The following is a 14,044-nucleotide window of genomic DNA, read 5'->3' as shown; positions in this document are numbered from 1 at the left end:
TTTCGCCTTCGTCATACCGGACAGGCTGCCTGGCACGGACAACCCATCGGCCCGCACAACAGACCGGTGCCCGGTCCACCGACCCGGCACCGCGGACGGAGGGAACGTGGCTCACAGCACATCCGGAAAGCCGACGACCGACGGGGCATCGGAGGGGCAGGACGCCCTACGGCACGGCGACGGCGGCGGAGGTTCGGGGACCCCGCCACCGACCCGGCGCGGCATGCTCTCGGTGGCCGCGGCGGCCGGGCTCGCCCTGCTCACCGGCTGCGGCGAGGAGTCGGCCGGCTCCTCCGGAGCGGGCCCGCGGGGGTCCACGAAGGCGGAGCGCTCGCCGTCCGCCACCCCGTCCGAGCACTCCCCCTCCCCCACCCCGAAACCGCGGCCCGAACTGCCGCGGGGCGGCCGGGAGCTGTCCCGCTACCGGCTGGTGGGCTACTGCGGGCTGCCCGGGGCCGCCGCACTCGGCCGGCTCGGTGTGGGGGACCTCGACGACCAGGTGCGCCAGATCGAGAAGACCGCCCGCGCCTACGCCGCGGACCGGGAACCGCAGCCGGTGCTCGAACTCCTCGCGACCGTCGCCAACAGCAGCGCGGGCCCCGACGGCACCTACCGCTCACGCACCTCCTCCGACACGATCCGCCGCTTCCACGACGCGGCCAAGCGCCACCGTGCCCTGCTGCTGCTGAACATCCAGCCGGGCCGGGCCTCGGTCCTCGGCGAGGTCAAGGCGCTGCGCGAATGGCTGGTCCACCCCGATGTCGGCATAGCCCTGGACCCGGAATGGGAGATGGGTCCGGGCGAGGTGCCGGGGAACACCTACGGCCACACCAGCGGCAAGGAGCTCACCGATGTGGCCCGCTATCTCTCCGGAATCGTGGACGAGCACGACCTGCCGCAGAAGCCGCTCGTCTTCCACCAGGTGGCCGTGTCCGTCGTCAGCGACCAGTCCGCCTTGCGCCCGCAGCCCGGTGTGGTGCTCATCAAGAGCGCGGACGGCATAGGTTCGCCGGGGATGAAGCGCGACACCTGGCGACAGCTGGTCAGGAACCAGCCCGAGGGCGTGCGCACCGGCTTCAAGCTCTTCTACGAGGAGGACACCGAGGGGAGTCGGCTGATGACCCCGGAGGAGGTGCTGGCCCTGCGGCCACGCCCGGACTACGTCATGTTCGAGTGACCGCGGCGGCCGGCGCCACGGGTTCGGCGGCCCGCGTCACGCACGCGGCCGCCCCCGGCCGGAGGGCGGCCGGGGGCGGCTGGGGAAGGAGCGCTCAGGGGCGGGGCGCCGTCTGCACGGTGAGGGGTTCCTGGGTGGCGACGTCGCCGGGGCCGCGGCGGGTGAAGCGCATGGCCACACAGGCACCCGCGTACAGCACCGCCACCACAAGCAGCAGCGCCTGATAGCCCGTGAGCAGGGCCAGATACTCCAGGGTGCCGCCGAACAGGGAGCCCAGCAGATTGGCGCCGAACGCCGACGTGGGATCGGCGGCCGCCGCCAGCCGGTCGGAGAAGATGAGGTTGGCGCAGAAGATGGGGGCGAAGGCCAGCGCGATCGCGGCGGCCAGCCGGGGGGCGAAGGGCAGCCCCAGCACCACATGGGACGGGATCAGCCAGGCGATGGCGAGGCTGGCGAACAGCATCAGCTGGAGCACCAGCTGATTGACCCGGCGCAGCCTGCGCCTGACCTCCACCGCGCACAGGACGGCGAGCAGCACCCCCGCGAAGACCATGGCGTTGACCAGCCAGGTGGTGCCGAAGTAGAGGGCGAACCCGATCACGTTCTTGGTCTCCAGCAGCATGAACGCCGCGCCGAGCAGGAACATGTCCACGTAACGGGCGGTGCGCCTGAGCCGGACCCCGGTCAGCCGCACCGACACCAGCGTCACCAGCAGGATCGCCCCCAGCACCCCGATGTAGAGGGTGGGGATGGTGCGGTGCAGCAGATACGGGAAGGGATGGTCGTCGGCGGCGGCCGGGGGCACCGGGCCGGAGGGGCGCCACGCGGAGGCGGTGCAGGACTGGTCGCCGGAGGTCACACCGGCCACCAGGACGGCCGCCTTCTTGCCTCCGTAGTGGGTGATGCAGGGGGCGTGTCCGAAGACGGAGGTGAGCGTGGAGCCGAACCGGTCGATGAGCCAGTTCTGCCGGTAGTAGTTGTACATGGCGAACGCGCCGCCGGGGGCGAGGTGGCGGTGTGCCGCCTCGAACGCCTGCCGGGTGAACAGATAGCTCTCCAGGCGCAGGTTGCTCGCGCCCGACACCAGGGTCAGGGAGTCCGGCAGGGCGAGGACGACCAGGTCGTAGCGGGTGTCGGTGCGCTCGAGGAAGGCCCGGCCGTCGTTGATGTGCACGTGCACCCGGGGGTTTTCGTAGGGCCGGGCCGGGTGGAGTGACGCCCCGATCTCCTGCAACCGGGGGTCGATCTCCACCGCGTCCACCCGCCGGGCGCCGTGGGCGAGCGCCATCGCCACGTCGTTGCCGTTGCCCGCCCCGATGACGAGCACCCGGCGGTGGGAGTTGCGCGGGGTCTCGCGGTAGGGCTGCTGGTACGGGGAGTCGGGACGTCTGAGCACCTTCAGCGGGGCGATGGACTGGTGCGGTACGCCATTGGCAGAGATCTTGTAGTCCCGGCTGCCCGAGGTCGGCCTGGTGACCTCGATCTTGTAATACGGGGACCAGGAGATACCGCCGGCCGCCGTCTCCAGCGCCAGGATGGCCACCATCAGCGCGAGCGGCACCGAATATCTGATGGTGTTGCGGCGGCCGCCGAGGGTCAGCAGCGCCGCCGCGGCGATCACCCCCCACACCACCGACGGCGCGCGCAGCCAGGACAGCAGCGCGAAGGACACCGAGCCGGTGAGCGAGCCCAGCAGGTCGAACCGGTACGCCTCCAGCGAGGGCAGCCGGCGGAACTGATCGGCCGTCATCTTGCCGATGGCCATCATGATCAGCGCGGTCAGCCCGAAGAGCACCGGCAGGGTCACCCACTGGGGCAGACCGGTGGTCTTCACGGCGGTGAAGTAGATGACCTCGCCGCTGGTCTGCCGCACCTGCACGGGGAACTCGCGCACCAGGACCACGAGAACGGCGAGCGGGACGGGCGTCCAGCGGGTGAGCCACCGCCCACGGTCGGCGGGCAGCAGGAATCCCAGGCCGATCCCGAGGAACGAGCCCAAGAGGATGAAGTTCGAGAAATAGCTCAGATGGACGATATTGGCGCCGGTCCACCGGATCAGCGCCAGCTCGACGAAGAGCATGGTGGCGCTGGCCAGCAGCAGCCTCGCGCGCACGTCTTGCGGTCCTGGGCTGTGCTCCATGCCGGCCACGCTGTCATCCGGGACGGGGCAGGTCGAGCACCCGCACGGCCCGTGCCGTCGGCCGGATGGCGGGCGTCCGGTGGCTCGGAAAGTGGCTCCGGCCGCTCGCCTTCCGTCCGCGCGACGGTTCGTCACCGCGCCACCACCGGGGCCGTCGGCCCAGGTCAGCGACGTGGCCCGGGGTGCGGCGCGCCGGCCGTGCGGGGTGGTGCGGTCACCTCGCGGCGCATGTCCTTCAGTCCGTTCCCCGGCCACCGCCGTACGGCGTTCGGGTCATGGCCCGGCCGGTGTCCGTCACCTGCCCGGGCCAACGGCGGACGCCCGCGCGGAGGAGGCGGACCCGGATGGCGGAGCGGGGTGGCGCCGGGTGCGCCTGGCGAGGACCACCGCCGCGGCCACGGTGCCGGTGAGCACGCCCCAGGAGACGATGTCGCCCGTGCGGGAGTACGGGGTGCGCGAGCCGTGGGTGGGAACGTCGGCGTACCAGACGCCCGCGTCGGTGGTGGTGTCCTGCGTGGACAGCAGCCGTCCGGTGGCGTCGTAGGCGCCGGACTGGCCGTTGAAGTCCTGCCGGACCAGCGCGTAGCCGTTCTCTATCGCGCGCAGCCCGGCCATGGCGGTGTGGGTGCGCCCCATCTCGGGCCAGTCGCCGCCGGGGACGAAGACGATGTCGGCGTCGATGTGATTGCCCGCCGGGAAGTCGGCGTCGTAGCAGATGACGTTCGCCAGCCGGCCGTACGGGGTGTCGACGACGGGCACACGGCCGTCGCCGGGTGTGTAGATCTCGAGGCCGGGGATGGGGTGGGCCTTCTCGTAGTCCCAGAGCTTCTCGCCGTCGGGGCCGAAGAGATGGGTCTCGTCCCTGCCGTGGGGCGCGTCCGGCAGATAGGTCAGGTCGGCCACCAGGAGATAGACGTTGTGCGCGTCGGCCGCCGCCGACGCCTGCCGCAGGTACGCGCGGTGGTCTTCGTCGGCCACCCGCGCGGCGTTCTCCGACCAGACGACGATCCGCGCACCGGCCGCGGCCGCCCGTGCGGTCTGGCGGAAGAGGTCGTCCAGGAGCGGTCGCATGGCCCGGCGCACATCGGCCCGGTCGACGCGGCGCGGGTCGGTGACGGCGAGCCGGGACGCGCCGTGCACCGCCGTCTCGGCGTCGATGGCCGCCTGGCTCGGATTGATACCGGCCACTTTGACGGTGTCTCCACCCGTGTCCGTGGACATCATGCGGAGCTGTCCGCCGACGACGATCAGCGCGACGGCCGTGGCGTAGACGGCGGCCCAGCGCGGCGCGGGCCGGTGCGGCCCGCGCTCCCAGACCAGGTTGCCGACCGTCGCCCCCGCCCCGACGACGAAGGCGATGACATAGGGCCCGGTCAGCGCGGTGATCTGGAGCAGCGCGGTGTTCGCGTGCTGGGACGCGGCCCGCATGCCGTACGCGGTGCCGAACGGGCCGTAGGTGCCGAGGAGGAACTCCACGGACATGGCCGCGGCGGGGAACAGCAGCACCCGGCCGAGAGTCCCGGCGCGCGGGCCGAGCAGCCGGTCGGCCGCATACGGCAGACCGTAGGCCACTCCGAAGGCCCACATCGCCCAGGAGGGTGAGCCGGGTGATGGGCACGGCGAGTTCGGCCATCCACACCGCGGCCGACGCCACCGTCACGGCGAACACCGCGGGCAGGGCCACGAGCGGGCGGGTGTGGCGCAGGAAGCGGAGGAGGAGCAGCGGCGCCACCCACGCGGCCAGGGGCACGTCGAACCGGCCGCCGACGGACAGCAAGGACGCCGCGGCGCCGCCCCACAGGCACAGCCAGGGGCGTTGAGCGGGCGGGGCGAGTCGTTCGGTCATCGGGCACTCCTGTGCGCGGGCCGCGTCCCCACGGACCGGCCCGCATCGATGTGTACGATGCCCACATTGAAGGATGGAGGTGTGGACACTGTCAACATCCACTGGCTCGGGATACCACCACGGGGATCTGCGAGCGGCCCTGCTGGACTCCGCTCTGGAGCTCCTCGACACCGGGGGCCCGGGCGAGCTGTCGCTGCGCGCGGTCGCCCGGCACGCCGGGGTCTCCCCGAACGCCCCCTACCGCCACTACCGCGACAAGGAGGCGCTGCTCGCCGCCCTCGCCACCCGGGGCTTCACGGAGCTGGGCGAACAGCTCGCGGCGGTCGCCCCCGGGGAGGCGCCGGACGCGGAGGTCATCGCCATGGCGTGCGCGGCGGTCGACTACGCGCTGGACCACCCCGGGGTGTACCGCCTGATGTTCGGGCAGGCGTGCAGCAGCCACCCCGAAACCATCGCCGCCTCCGACGCCGCGATCGCCGTCGTGGCGGAGCGCATCGCGGCCGTCGCGGAACCGGAGCGGCGCGAGCCGCTGCGGATCGGGCTCTGGGCCCTCGTCCACGGGCTGAGCACTCTGCTGCTGGACGAACGGCTCGGCACACCGACGCGCGCCGAGGCCGACGCCCTGGTGGAGACGGTGGTCCGCACCATGCTGGGCGCCGGCCCCGAACGGCCGGACGGGGAATCCGCCGCCGGGTGAACACCACGCCGGTCAGCGGGTGTTCACCGGGTCAGCTCCTCCCGGTGGCGTAGAACGGCTTGCACACGGTGCCCACGTAGTCCGTGGCGATCTCCAGCACTCGGCTGCCGTCCGCCGAGGGCAGCAGCGCCGAGCTGTAGTTGGGGCACCAGTCGACCACCTTGGAATCCACCCGCACGGGTGCGGAGATCGAACGCCAGGCTCCGGTGCCGCCGTTGCTGTTGGTCCATACGGTGGCTCCGCTGCCGGTGGCGGTGGTGCCGTCGGCGTTGTTCAGGACCTGGCCGACGAGGAACAGCTTGCCCCGGGGATTTCCGGGCTCAGGGGCCCAGGCGAGGTTCGGCGTATGGGTGAAGTACTTCCCGTCGGCGGTCTCGGGACGGTAGCCGAGGTGAGCGGGGTCGCCCCAGTTCCAGCCGTCCCACGAGGTCCGGTAGTGGACCACGCATGAGTACTGCCCCTGGGCGGCGCAGATCTCGTACACCATGAAGTACTGGCCGTCGGGCAGCTTGCGCACGATGGGCATACCGGGCCGGTCGGAGGCGAGTTTGCTGGCGACGGTGGCGTGGTGGCCCGTCCAGGTGATCCCGTCCGCGCTGCGGGCGGCGACCAGCTTCTGGCTGTGCGCGGGGTCGGTCTCGTCCGAGTAGTGGGCCACCAGCCGTCCGCTGGAGTCGATGGAGAACTCCGGCTCCCACAGCCCCTTGGTGTTGGGGGCGGTGGCCACGGTGGACAGATAGGACCAGGTGCGGCCCTGATTGTTGCTGCGGAAGACCCGGATGGCCATCCGGCGGTCCGGTTCGTCCTGGCCGATGGAGGCCGCCCACAGCAGGGTCCCGGCGGGCATGGCGCCGACGGCCCGCGGCAGTTCGTACAGGGTGGCGCAGCATTCGCCCTGTCCGCCGGACGCCTCGGGGTCGGCCACCTCGCCCACCTGCCGGAAGGTGGCGCCGTCGTCGGTGCTCTCGTAGATGGCACCGAGCCCGTCCGAGCCGCGGAAGGTGACCACCGAGGCGAGGACGCGGCCGTTCGCGGCGCCGTTGTGCTGGAGGCGCAGGGCGCGGGGGTAGAGGCCGGTGCCGTCGCGCAGCAGGGTCCCGGAGGCCGCCGCGGCCGGGGGTGCCTGGGCGGCCAGGAGCGAGCCCAGGACGGCCAGGAGGGTCAGCAGGGTGGGCAGGAGGTGTCTTCGGTACGGCGTGGTCATGCACGCTCCCTCGGGAGGAGTGGTGAAGGGGGAGAGGGGCCCGGGCCCTGCGTGGCGCAACGCTAGAGAGGATTTCCAACGTTGTAAATCCCTCGCGCAGGCTTCAGCGAGGGCCGGGGCAGGGCCAAGAGGGCGGGGGCGCGCTTTCCCGAAGCGCTCGGGCCCGGTAGCGCCCTCGGCCGGGGGCGGCGTGCGACTGAAGCCCCGTTACGCCACGGCGTGACGGGGCGGTCGGGGCGGTGTGGTCAGCGCTCCTGGGCGGTGGGGCGCACCATGATCTCGTTGACGGCGGCGTGCGAGGGCTGGGTGACCATGAAGGCGATCGCGCGGGCGATGTCCTCGGGGCGCAGCCAGGACTCGCGCGGCACGCCGCGTCCAACGGTGGCGACCGCGCTGTCGGCCGTCAGCTCCGTGGCGACCATGCCCGGCTCCACCAGCCCCACCCGGACACCGCGGGCCGTCACCTCCTGGCGCATGGCCTCGCTCATGGCGCCCACCGCGTGTTTGGTGGCCGAGTAGACGCCGTTGCCGGGACGCGCCAGCCGGCCGGCCACCGAGCTGACGTTCACCACGTCCGCCACCCCGCGCGGGCCGTCGGACGCCGTCCGCAGCAGATGGGGCAGCGCCTGCTGGGAGGTGTGCAGCACGGTCCTGACGTTGAGGTCGAGCATCCGCTCCCAGCCCTCGGGGTCGCTCTCCTCGACCTTGCCGGGCACCACGGAGCCGGCGTTGTTCACCAGCACATCGAGCCGTCCGCACCGCTCGACGGCGTCCTCGACACACTGGCGGGCCTGCGCGGTGTCCCGCAGATCGGCGGTGAGGACGGCGCAGGAGCGGCCCTCCTCGCGCACCGTGGCGGCCAGGTCCTCCAGCCGTTCGGTACGGCGGGCCACCACCGCGAGATCGGCGCCCTGCCGGGCCAGCGCCACGGCGGTGGCCGCTCCGATGCCGCTGGACGCGCCGGTCACCAGCGCCACGCAGCCCGACAGCGGGCCGTGGGAGGGCGCGGCCCCTCCGGCGGGCCCGTCGTTCCCGGTGTTCGTATCCGTCACCCTGGCTCCCTGGTCTTACGGGGGTGGGGAGGCCACGGGGTCGCGTGGCCCGGGGTGTGGACCGGGTACCCCGGCGCAGGCCATCCATCGCCCCCGTTCCGCCTTCTCGGCGGACTTGTCCTGGCGGACTTCTCGGCGAACTTCTCGGCGGACTTGTCAGCGGAAGGCGCCGCTGTAGGCGTTGAGCGCGGGCTGGCCGCCGAGGTGGGCGTAGAGCACGTTGGAGTCCTTGGGTATGTCGCCGTCGCGGACGAGGTCGATGAGCCCGGCCATGGACTTGCCCTCGTAGACCGGGTCGAGGATCACCCCTTCGAGGCTTCCGGTGAGCCGGATCGCCTCGAGGGTGGAGTCGACCGGGACGCCGTAGAGGTCCCCGGCCCACCCCTCCAGCACGGTGATCTCCTCATCGCGCAGCTCCCGGCCGAGGCCGATCAGCCCGGCGGTCTCGCGTGCGATCTTCTCCACCTGGGCACGGGTCTCGGCCGGTTTGGCGGAGGCGTCGATGCCCAGGACCCGGCGGGGGCGGTCCTGGCCCGCGAAGCCCGCGATCATGCCCGCCTGGGTGGAGCCGGTGACGCTGCACACCACGATGGTGTCGAAGAAGACCCCCAGCTCCCGCTCCTGCGCCTGGACCTCCCGCGCCCAGTTGGCGAAGCCCAGACCGCCCAGCGGATGGTCGGAGGCCCCGGCGGGGATCGGATACGGCGTGCCGCCCTCGGCGCGGACGTCGTCCAGGGCCTGGCTCCAGCTGTCCTTGAAGCCGATGCCGAATCCCGCGTCGACCAGCCTCACCCGCGCGCCCATGATCCGGGAGAGCAGGATGTTGCCCACCTTGTCGTTGACGGAGTCGGGCCAGTCCACCCAGCTCTCCTGCACCAGGACAGCCTTCAGCCCCAGCTTCGCCGCCACCGCGGCGACCTGGCGGGTGTGATTGGACTGCACACCGCCGATGCTCACCAGGGTGTCCGCGCCCTTCCGGAGCGCGTCGGGGACGAGGTATTCCAGCTTGCGGGTCTTGTTGCCGCCGAAGGCCAGTCCGCTGTTGCAGTCCTCGCGCTTGGCCCAGACGCGCGCCCCGCCGAGCCGCTCGCTCAGCCGGTCCAGGGGGTGGATCGGGCTGGGGCCGAACAGCAGGGGGTGGCGCTCGAAGTCATCGAGGGACATGGGTGGCTCCTTGTGGGTGGTGCCGATGTCCGCCGATCCCTACCCCGCCCCTCCCCCTCGGCACACGATTCCCTCGCCACCGTCCGGTCGGGACACGAGCGCCCCGTCGGGACACGAGCCGAGCCCTCTCCGGCACCTCGCCGGCCACCCCCCTCAGTACCCGACCGGCGTATGCCAGTAGGCCGTTGGAGTCCCGCTGCTGTCCAGCCTGAGCACCCTGCCGCCGGGTCGCGGCGACTATCTGTGCCTGAGCCCTCGTACCGCCGAGACGGCGCTCGACCGCCGAGCCCACCCGTCCGCCCCACTCGCCCAGGGAGCCGAGATCATGCCCCAGTACTTCCGCGACTCGCCCGAGTCTCTCGTTCCCGACGCGCTCGCGGGCTTCGCCGCCGCCCATGCCGACCTCGTCGCCTACAACCCGGACCACGGGTACTTCCACACCCGCCACATCGCGCCCGCCCGCCGCGTCGGGCTGGTCTCGGGCGGCGGGTCCGGCCATGAACCGCTGCACTCCGGCTTCCTCGGCACGGGGATGCTGGACGCCGCCTGCCCCGGCCGGATCTTCGCCTCGCCCCACAACCGGCAGATCTTCGAGGCCAGCCGGGCCGTCGCCCGGGCCGACGGGGTGCTGCACATCGTCAAGAACTACACCGGGGACCGCATCAACTTCGGCATCGCCGCCGAGCGCCTCGCCCACGAGGGCATCCGCTGCGCCCGGGTCCTCATCGACGACGACCTCGCCACCGACTCGGACGACATCGCGGTCGGCCGCCGCGGCACCGGCGCCACCCTGATCGTCGAGAAGATCCTCGGCGCCGCCGCCGACGAGGGGCGCGGGCTGGAGGACCTGGTCGCGCTCGGCACCGATGTGACCCGGCGGGCCCGCAGCCTCGCCGTCGCCGCGGCCGCCCACACCACGCCCCAGTCCGGGACACCGGCCTTCACCCTGCCCGACAACGTCCTGGAGTTCGGGGTCGGCATCCACGGGGAGCGGGCCGAGGGGACCACCCCGCACGCACCGCTCGGCAAGCTGGTCGAGACCATGACCGACCAGCTGCTGGCCGCGCTGCCGGACGGCGCCGGGGCACGGGTGCTCGCCCTGGTCAACGGGCTGGGCTCGATCACCTCGCTGGAGCTGTACGGCATCCGCCACGCGGTCGCCAAGGCCCTGGACGACCGCGGTGTCGGCCTCGACCGGTCCCTGACCGGCACCTTCGTGAGCGCCCTGGACATGCGGGGCTTCTCGCTGACCCTGTTCGCCACCGACGCGGAGGCGCTGCGGCTGTGGGACGCCCCCGCCCGCACCCCCGCCTGGCCCCTGTGATCCGCCTGCCCGTGTGACCCCGCCACCGCCCCGAGGAGTTGCCCCGCCCATGCCCGAACAGCCCGGCCCCAAGGGCCTCAGCCACACCGCCGTCATGGACTGGATGACACGGTTCGCCGCCACCGTACGCTCCGTCGAGCCCGAGCTCACCGCGCTCGACCAGAAGGCGGGCGACGGGGACTTCGGCGCCAATCTGGTCACCGGGATGGACGGTGTCCGCCGCGCGCTGGACGCCCTGGCGGCGGGCGCGGGGAACGGCGAGCGGGAGCGGAGGGGCCCGGACGCACCGCTGGACGCCGCCGCGCGGGTCTTCCTCGACGACGTGGGCGGCACCAGCGGCCCCCTGTTCGGACTGCTCTTCCAGGAGCTCGCCGACGCGCTGGGGATGGCCGCCGACCCGCCAGGCACCGCGGCGCTGGCCCTCGGCACCGCCGCGGGCGCCGCCGCGATCCAACGGGTCGGCGAGGCGGAGGTGGGCGACAAGACGATGGTGGACGCCCTCGTCCCCGCCGCTCGGGCCCTCGCCTCGTGCGACCCCACCGCCGACCCCGCGCACGCGCTCCATGTGGCCGCGGTGGCGGCCCACCGGGGCGCCCGCTCCACCACCGATCTGCGCGCCCGCCGCGGGCGCGCCAGCTACACCGGCGACCATTCGCGCGGCGTCCCCGACCCGGGCGCGCTGGCCGTGGCCCTGCTGTTCGCGTCCGCACACGCCGAGCTCACCTCGCTCAGCCGGCTCCCCGTGTCCTGAGGAGGAGGGCCGAGGCCAGTCGGGGGATCCCCGGAACGTGCCGCCCGCCGGTGAACGCCACGGCCGGGCCGCACGTACTGGGATCCGAGTCCTGGCCGCATGGGAGGAGCAGAGCGGGGCAGACGACCAGGATTCGACTGTCGGCTCGATCGAAGGTGTCCGGGAGAATCTGTGCAGCAGGAGACCGCCGCCCGTGTGACCGCACCACCGGCCGTGCCACGGCCGCGCGATGGCGGCGCGTCCAGAGGCCGGACGCGCGACCCGTACTTCGACAACGCGAAGTACCTCACCATCGTGCTGGTGGCGTGCGGCCACGCATGGGAGCCGCTCACCTACGGCAGCCGGGCCGCCACCGCGATCTACCTGACGGTGTACGCGTTCCACATGCCCGCGTTCGCCCTCATATCGGGCTACTTCTCGCGGAGTTTCGACATGGCGCCGGGGCGGGTGAAGCGGCTGCTCACGGGCGTCGTGGTGCCGTACCTGGTCTTCGAGGTGGCGTACACGCTCTTCTACCGCTGGGCGCAGGACGATCCGGGCTATCCCATCAGCCTGCTCGACCCCTGGTATGTGATGTGGTTCCTGGCCGCGCTGTTCATCTGGCGGGTCACCACCCCGCTGTGGCTCGCGCTGCGCCATCCGGTGCCGGTCGCGCTGGCGGTGGCCGCGCTGGCCTCGATCTCTCCGGAGGCGGGCGGGGATCTCGGTCTCCAGCGGGTGCTGGCGTTCCTCCCGTTCTTCGTGGTCGGGCTCACCCTGCGCCCGGACCACTTCACCCGGCTGCGCACCCGGCGGGCCCGGCTGGTCGCCCTTCCGGTGGCGGCCTTCGCCCTGTGCACGGCGTACGCGGTGGCGCCCTGGATGGACGCCGAGTGGTTCTACCACCGCAAGAGCGTCGCCAAGCTGGACGGCGTACCGCCCTGGGCCGGTCTGCTCACCACACCCGCCCTCTTCGGCCTGGCGCTGGTGCTGACGGCCTGCTTCCTGGCCTGGGTGCCGGGGCGCAGGACCTGGTTCACCACGCTCGGCTCCGGGACGCTGTACGGCTATCTGCTGCACGGCTTCATCATCAAGTCGTCCCGCTTCTGGGACTGGTACGACCATCCGTGGCTGCACACCCCGCTCGGGGAGCTCACCGTCACGGCGGCCGCGGTGCTCATGATCACCGTATTGTGCACGGAACCGGTGCGACGGGTCCTGCGCGCTCTGGTGGAGCCACGCATGGACTGGGCGTTCCGGCGCACCGGTTCGTCAGCCGCTTCCTGAGGGCGGCGAGGCGCTTCCTCGTCCTCGCCGGCGGTAGGGGAATCCCCGTCAGCGGCCGGGAATCGCCGTCAGCGGCGGCGGACCTTCACGGTGTTGTCGACGCGGGTGGCCGGCTTGCCTTCGGGGTCGGTCATCTTCTCCTCGTGCACCTCGCTGACGAGGACCTCCCACTCCCCCTCCGCGAGGTCGAGACCGGCGAGCACCTCCTCGGGGGTGGGGAAGTGGAAGTCCGGATCGGGGTCCGCCACCCAGGACGGGAATCCGGCGTGTCCGGTGATCAGCAGCACTCCGCCCGGTGCGACGGCGCCCGCGGCGCCGCGCAGGATCCGCTCCCGGGGCAGCTCGAGCCAGGAGTGCAGGAAGTAGGTGGAGACCAAGTCGAAGGTGCCGGCTGGGAAGGACACGGACAGGTCGTGCCGCTGCCATTCGACGCGGTCGCCGACCCCTTCCGATGCCGCGTGTCCCGCGCCGCGGTCCAGGGCCACCTGGGAGACGTCGACGGCGGTGACCCGCCAGCCCTGCCGGGCGAGCCAGATGGCGTCGGCGCCCTCGCCGCAGCCCAGGTCCAGTGCGCGGCCGGGGGTCAGCCCGGTGGCCTCGCGCACCAGGGCGGCGTTGGGCCTGCCGCTCCAGACGCGGTCCTCGGCGCTGTAGAAGGTGTCCCAGAACTCCCCGTGCGTGGTGCCGGGCGGGATGTCGGGCTTGGTGGTCATAGCGGATGTGCTCCCTTCGTCGGGTCAAGAGAGTGCGTCCGGCCGTGGCCACTTGACAAACTTCTTTGCCGGGGTGGCAAATGAAGGTATGGCTGACGAAGACCTCACCGAGGTGCTGACCGCCGTAGGACCCCGGCTGCGGGCGCTGCGGCGCACCCGTGGCACCACCCTCGCCCAGCTCAGCGAGACGACGGGCATCTCGCTGAGCACCCTGTCGCGGCTGGAGTCGGGGCAGCGCAAGCCGACCCTGGAGCTGCTGCTGCCGCTGGCCAAGGCGTACGGAGTGCAGCTGGACGAGCTGGTGGGGGCGCCGGCCACCGGGGATCCGCGGGTCCATCCACGGCCGTTCACCCGGCACGGCCAGACGTTCGTTCCGCTGACCCGCTATCTGGGCGGGCTGCACGCGTACAAGCAGATCATGCCGCCCCGGCCGCAGGGCAGCAGCGACGAACCGCTGGAGCAGCGGGTGCACGAGGGCTATGAGTGGCTCTATGTGCTCTCCGGGCGGCTGCGGCTGGCGCTGGGCGAGCACGACCTGGTGCTCGCGGCCGGCGAGGCCGCCGAATTCGACACCCGCACCCCCCATGGCTTCGCCAACGCCGGGGACCAGCCGGTGGAGTTCCTCTCCCTGTTCGGGGCGCAGGGCGAGCGCATCCATGTCCGCGCCCGCCCCGCCGGTACCTGACCCGCCCCCGTCGCCGCCGGGGCGT

General features: G+C 72.6%; 12 protein-coding genes. 6 read left to right on the top strand and 6 right to left on the bottom strand.

Annotated features, from left to right (window positions below; genetic code table 11):
* The first annotated feature begins 106 nt into the window (after positions 1–106).
* The gene (locus tag ACT2CW_RS29785) at positions 107–1,177 is read left to right on the top strand and encodes a hypothetical protein (protein WP_445518852.1); all 1,071 of its coding nucleotides are present in this window, start codon (positions 107–109) and stop codon (positions 1,175–1,177) included.
* Between the two features lie 94 nt (positions 1,178–1,271).
* Here the strand turns inward: ACT2CW_RS29785 and ACT2CW_RS29780 are convergent, their stop codons facing one another.
* Positions 1,272–3,290: a spermine/spermidine synthase domain-containing protein gene (locus ACT2CW_RS29780; RefSeq protein WP_445518851.1), complete on the bottom strand. Its 2,019-nt coding sequence runs from the start codon at positions 3,288–3,290 to the stop codon at positions 1,272–1,274.
* 321 nt (positions 3,291–3,611) lie between these two features.
* Positions 3,612–4,904: a nitrilase-related carbon-nitrogen hydrolase gene (locus tag ACT2CW_RS29775; RefSeq protein WP_445518850.1), complete on the bottom strand. Its 1,293-nt coding sequence runs from the start codon at positions 4,902–4,904 to the stop codon at positions 3,612–3,614.
* A gap of 338 nt (positions 4,905–5,242) precedes the next feature.
* Between ACT2CW_RS29775 and ACT2CW_RS29770 the strand changes: the two genes are divergently transcribed.
* Positions 5,243–5,860 carry a TetR/AcrR family transcriptional regulator gene (locus ACT2CW_RS29770; RefSeq protein WP_445518849.1) on the top strand — a complete coding sequence of 206 codons (618 nt, stop codon included), beginning with the start codon at positions 5,243–5,245 and terminating at the stop codon, positions 5,858–5,860.
* 31 nt (positions 5,861–5,891) lie between these two features.
* Here the strand turns inward: ACT2CW_RS29770 and ACT2CW_RS29765 are convergent, their stop codons facing one another.
* The 3 genes from ACT2CW_RS29765 to ACT2CW_RS29755 all read right to left on the bottom strand — a co-directional run bounded on the left by ACT2CW_RS29765 (position 5,892) and on the right by ACT2CW_RS29755 (position 9,280).
* Complete coding sequence (locus tag ACT2CW_RS29765) at positions 5,892–7,064, bottom strand: exo-alpha-sialidase (RefSeq protein WP_445518848.1); 1,173 nt, start codon at positions 7,062–7,064, stop codon at positions 5,892–5,894.
* Positions 7,065–7,309: 245 nt separating this feature from the next.
* Positions 7,310–8,116: an SDR family oxidoreductase gene (locus ACT2CW_RS29760; RefSeq protein ID WP_445518847.1), complete on the bottom strand. Its 807-nt coding sequence runs from the start codon at positions 8,114–8,116 to the stop codon at positions 7,310–7,312.
* Between the two features lie 156 nt (positions 8,117–8,272).
* A complete protein-coding gene (locus tag ACT2CW_RS29755; RefSeq protein ID WP_445518846.1) occupies positions 8,273–9,280 on the bottom strand; it encodes a 1-aminocyclopropane-1-carboxylate deaminase in 1,008 nt (335 codons plus the stop codon).
* Between the two features lie 325 nt (positions 9,281–9,605).
* On the opposite strand from ACT2CW_RS29755, the gene ACT2CW_RS29750 reads away from it, so the two are divergent.
* The 3 genes from ACT2CW_RS29750 to ACT2CW_RS29740 all read left to right on the top strand — a co-directional run bounded on the left by ACT2CW_RS29750 (position 9,606) and on the right by ACT2CW_RS29740 (position 12,621).
* Positions 9,606–10,604: a dihydroxyacetone kinase subunit DhaK gene (locus ACT2CW_RS29750; protein ID WP_164423564.1), complete on the top strand. Its 999-nt coding sequence runs from the start codon at positions 9,606–9,608 to the stop codon at positions 10,602–10,604.
* 49 nt (positions 10,605–10,653) lie between these two features.
* Entirely contained in the window at positions 10,654–11,355 is a 702-nt protein-coding gene (locus ACT2CW_RS29745; protein WP_445518845.1) for a DAK2 domain-containing protein, read from the top strand.
* A gap of 171 nt (positions 11,356–11,526) precedes the next feature.
* Positions 11,527–12,621 (top strand): acyltransferase family protein, encoded by a 1,095-nt coding sequence (locus ACT2CW_RS29740; RefSeq protein ID WP_164423560.1) that lies wholly within the window; start codon positions 11,527–11,529, stop codon positions 12,619–12,621.
* 68 nt (positions 12,622–12,689) lie between these two features.
* Here the strand turns inward: ACT2CW_RS29740 and ACT2CW_RS29735 are convergent, their stop codons facing one another.
* The gene (locus ACT2CW_RS29735; RefSeq protein WP_445518844.1) at positions 12,690–13,334 is read right to left on the bottom strand and encodes a class I SAM-dependent methyltransferase; all 645 of its coding nucleotides are present in this window, start codon (positions 13,332–13,334) and stop codon (positions 12,690–12,692) included.
* Positions 13,335–13,422: 88 nt separating this feature from the next.
* On the opposite strand from ACT2CW_RS29735, the gene ACT2CW_RS29730 reads away from it, so the two are divergent.
* Positions 13,423–14,019: a helix-turn-helix domain-containing protein gene (locus ACT2CW_RS29730; RefSeq protein ID WP_445518843.1), complete on the top strand. Its 597-nt coding sequence runs from the start codon at positions 13,423–13,425 to the stop codon at positions 14,017–14,019.
* Positions 14,020–14,044 lie beyond the last annotated feature (25 nt).

It is taken from the genome of Streptomyces sp. NEAU-174 (genome assembly GCF_052665095.1).
The sequence above is the reverse complement of the archived record's forward strand: the minus strand, read 5'-3'. Positions and strand labels throughout refer to the sequence as shown.

Coding starts and splice junctions, on each gene's coding strand:
- ACT2CW_RS29730 (WP_445518843.1), top strand. CDS start 13,423: ATGGCTGACGAAGACCTCACCGAGGTGCTGACCGCCGTAGGACCCCGG.
- ACT2CW_RS29755 (WP_445518846.1), bottom strand. CDS start 9,280: ATGTCCCTCGATGACTTCGAGCGCCACCCCCTGCTGTTCGGCCCCAGC.
- ACT2CW_RS29745 (WP_445518845.1), top strand. CDS start 10,654: ATGCCCGAACAGCCCGGCCCCAAGGGCCTCAGCCACACCGCCGTCATG.
- ACT2CW_RS29775 (WP_445518850.1), bottom strand. CDS start 4,904: ATGTGGGCCTTCGGAGTGGCCTACGGTCTGCCGTATGCGGCCGACCGG.
- ACT2CW_RS29735 (WP_445518844.1), bottom strand. CDS start 13,334: ATGACCACCAAGCCCGACATCCCGCCCGGCACCACGCACGGGGAGTTC.
- ACT2CW_RS29750 (WP_164423564.1), top strand. CDS start 9,606: ATGCCCCAGTACTTCCGCGACTCGCCCGAGTCTCTCGTTCCCGACGCG.
- ACT2CW_RS29765 (WP_445518848.1), bottom strand. CDS start 7,064: ATGACCACGCCGTACCGAAGACACCTCCTGCCCACCCTGCTGACCCTC.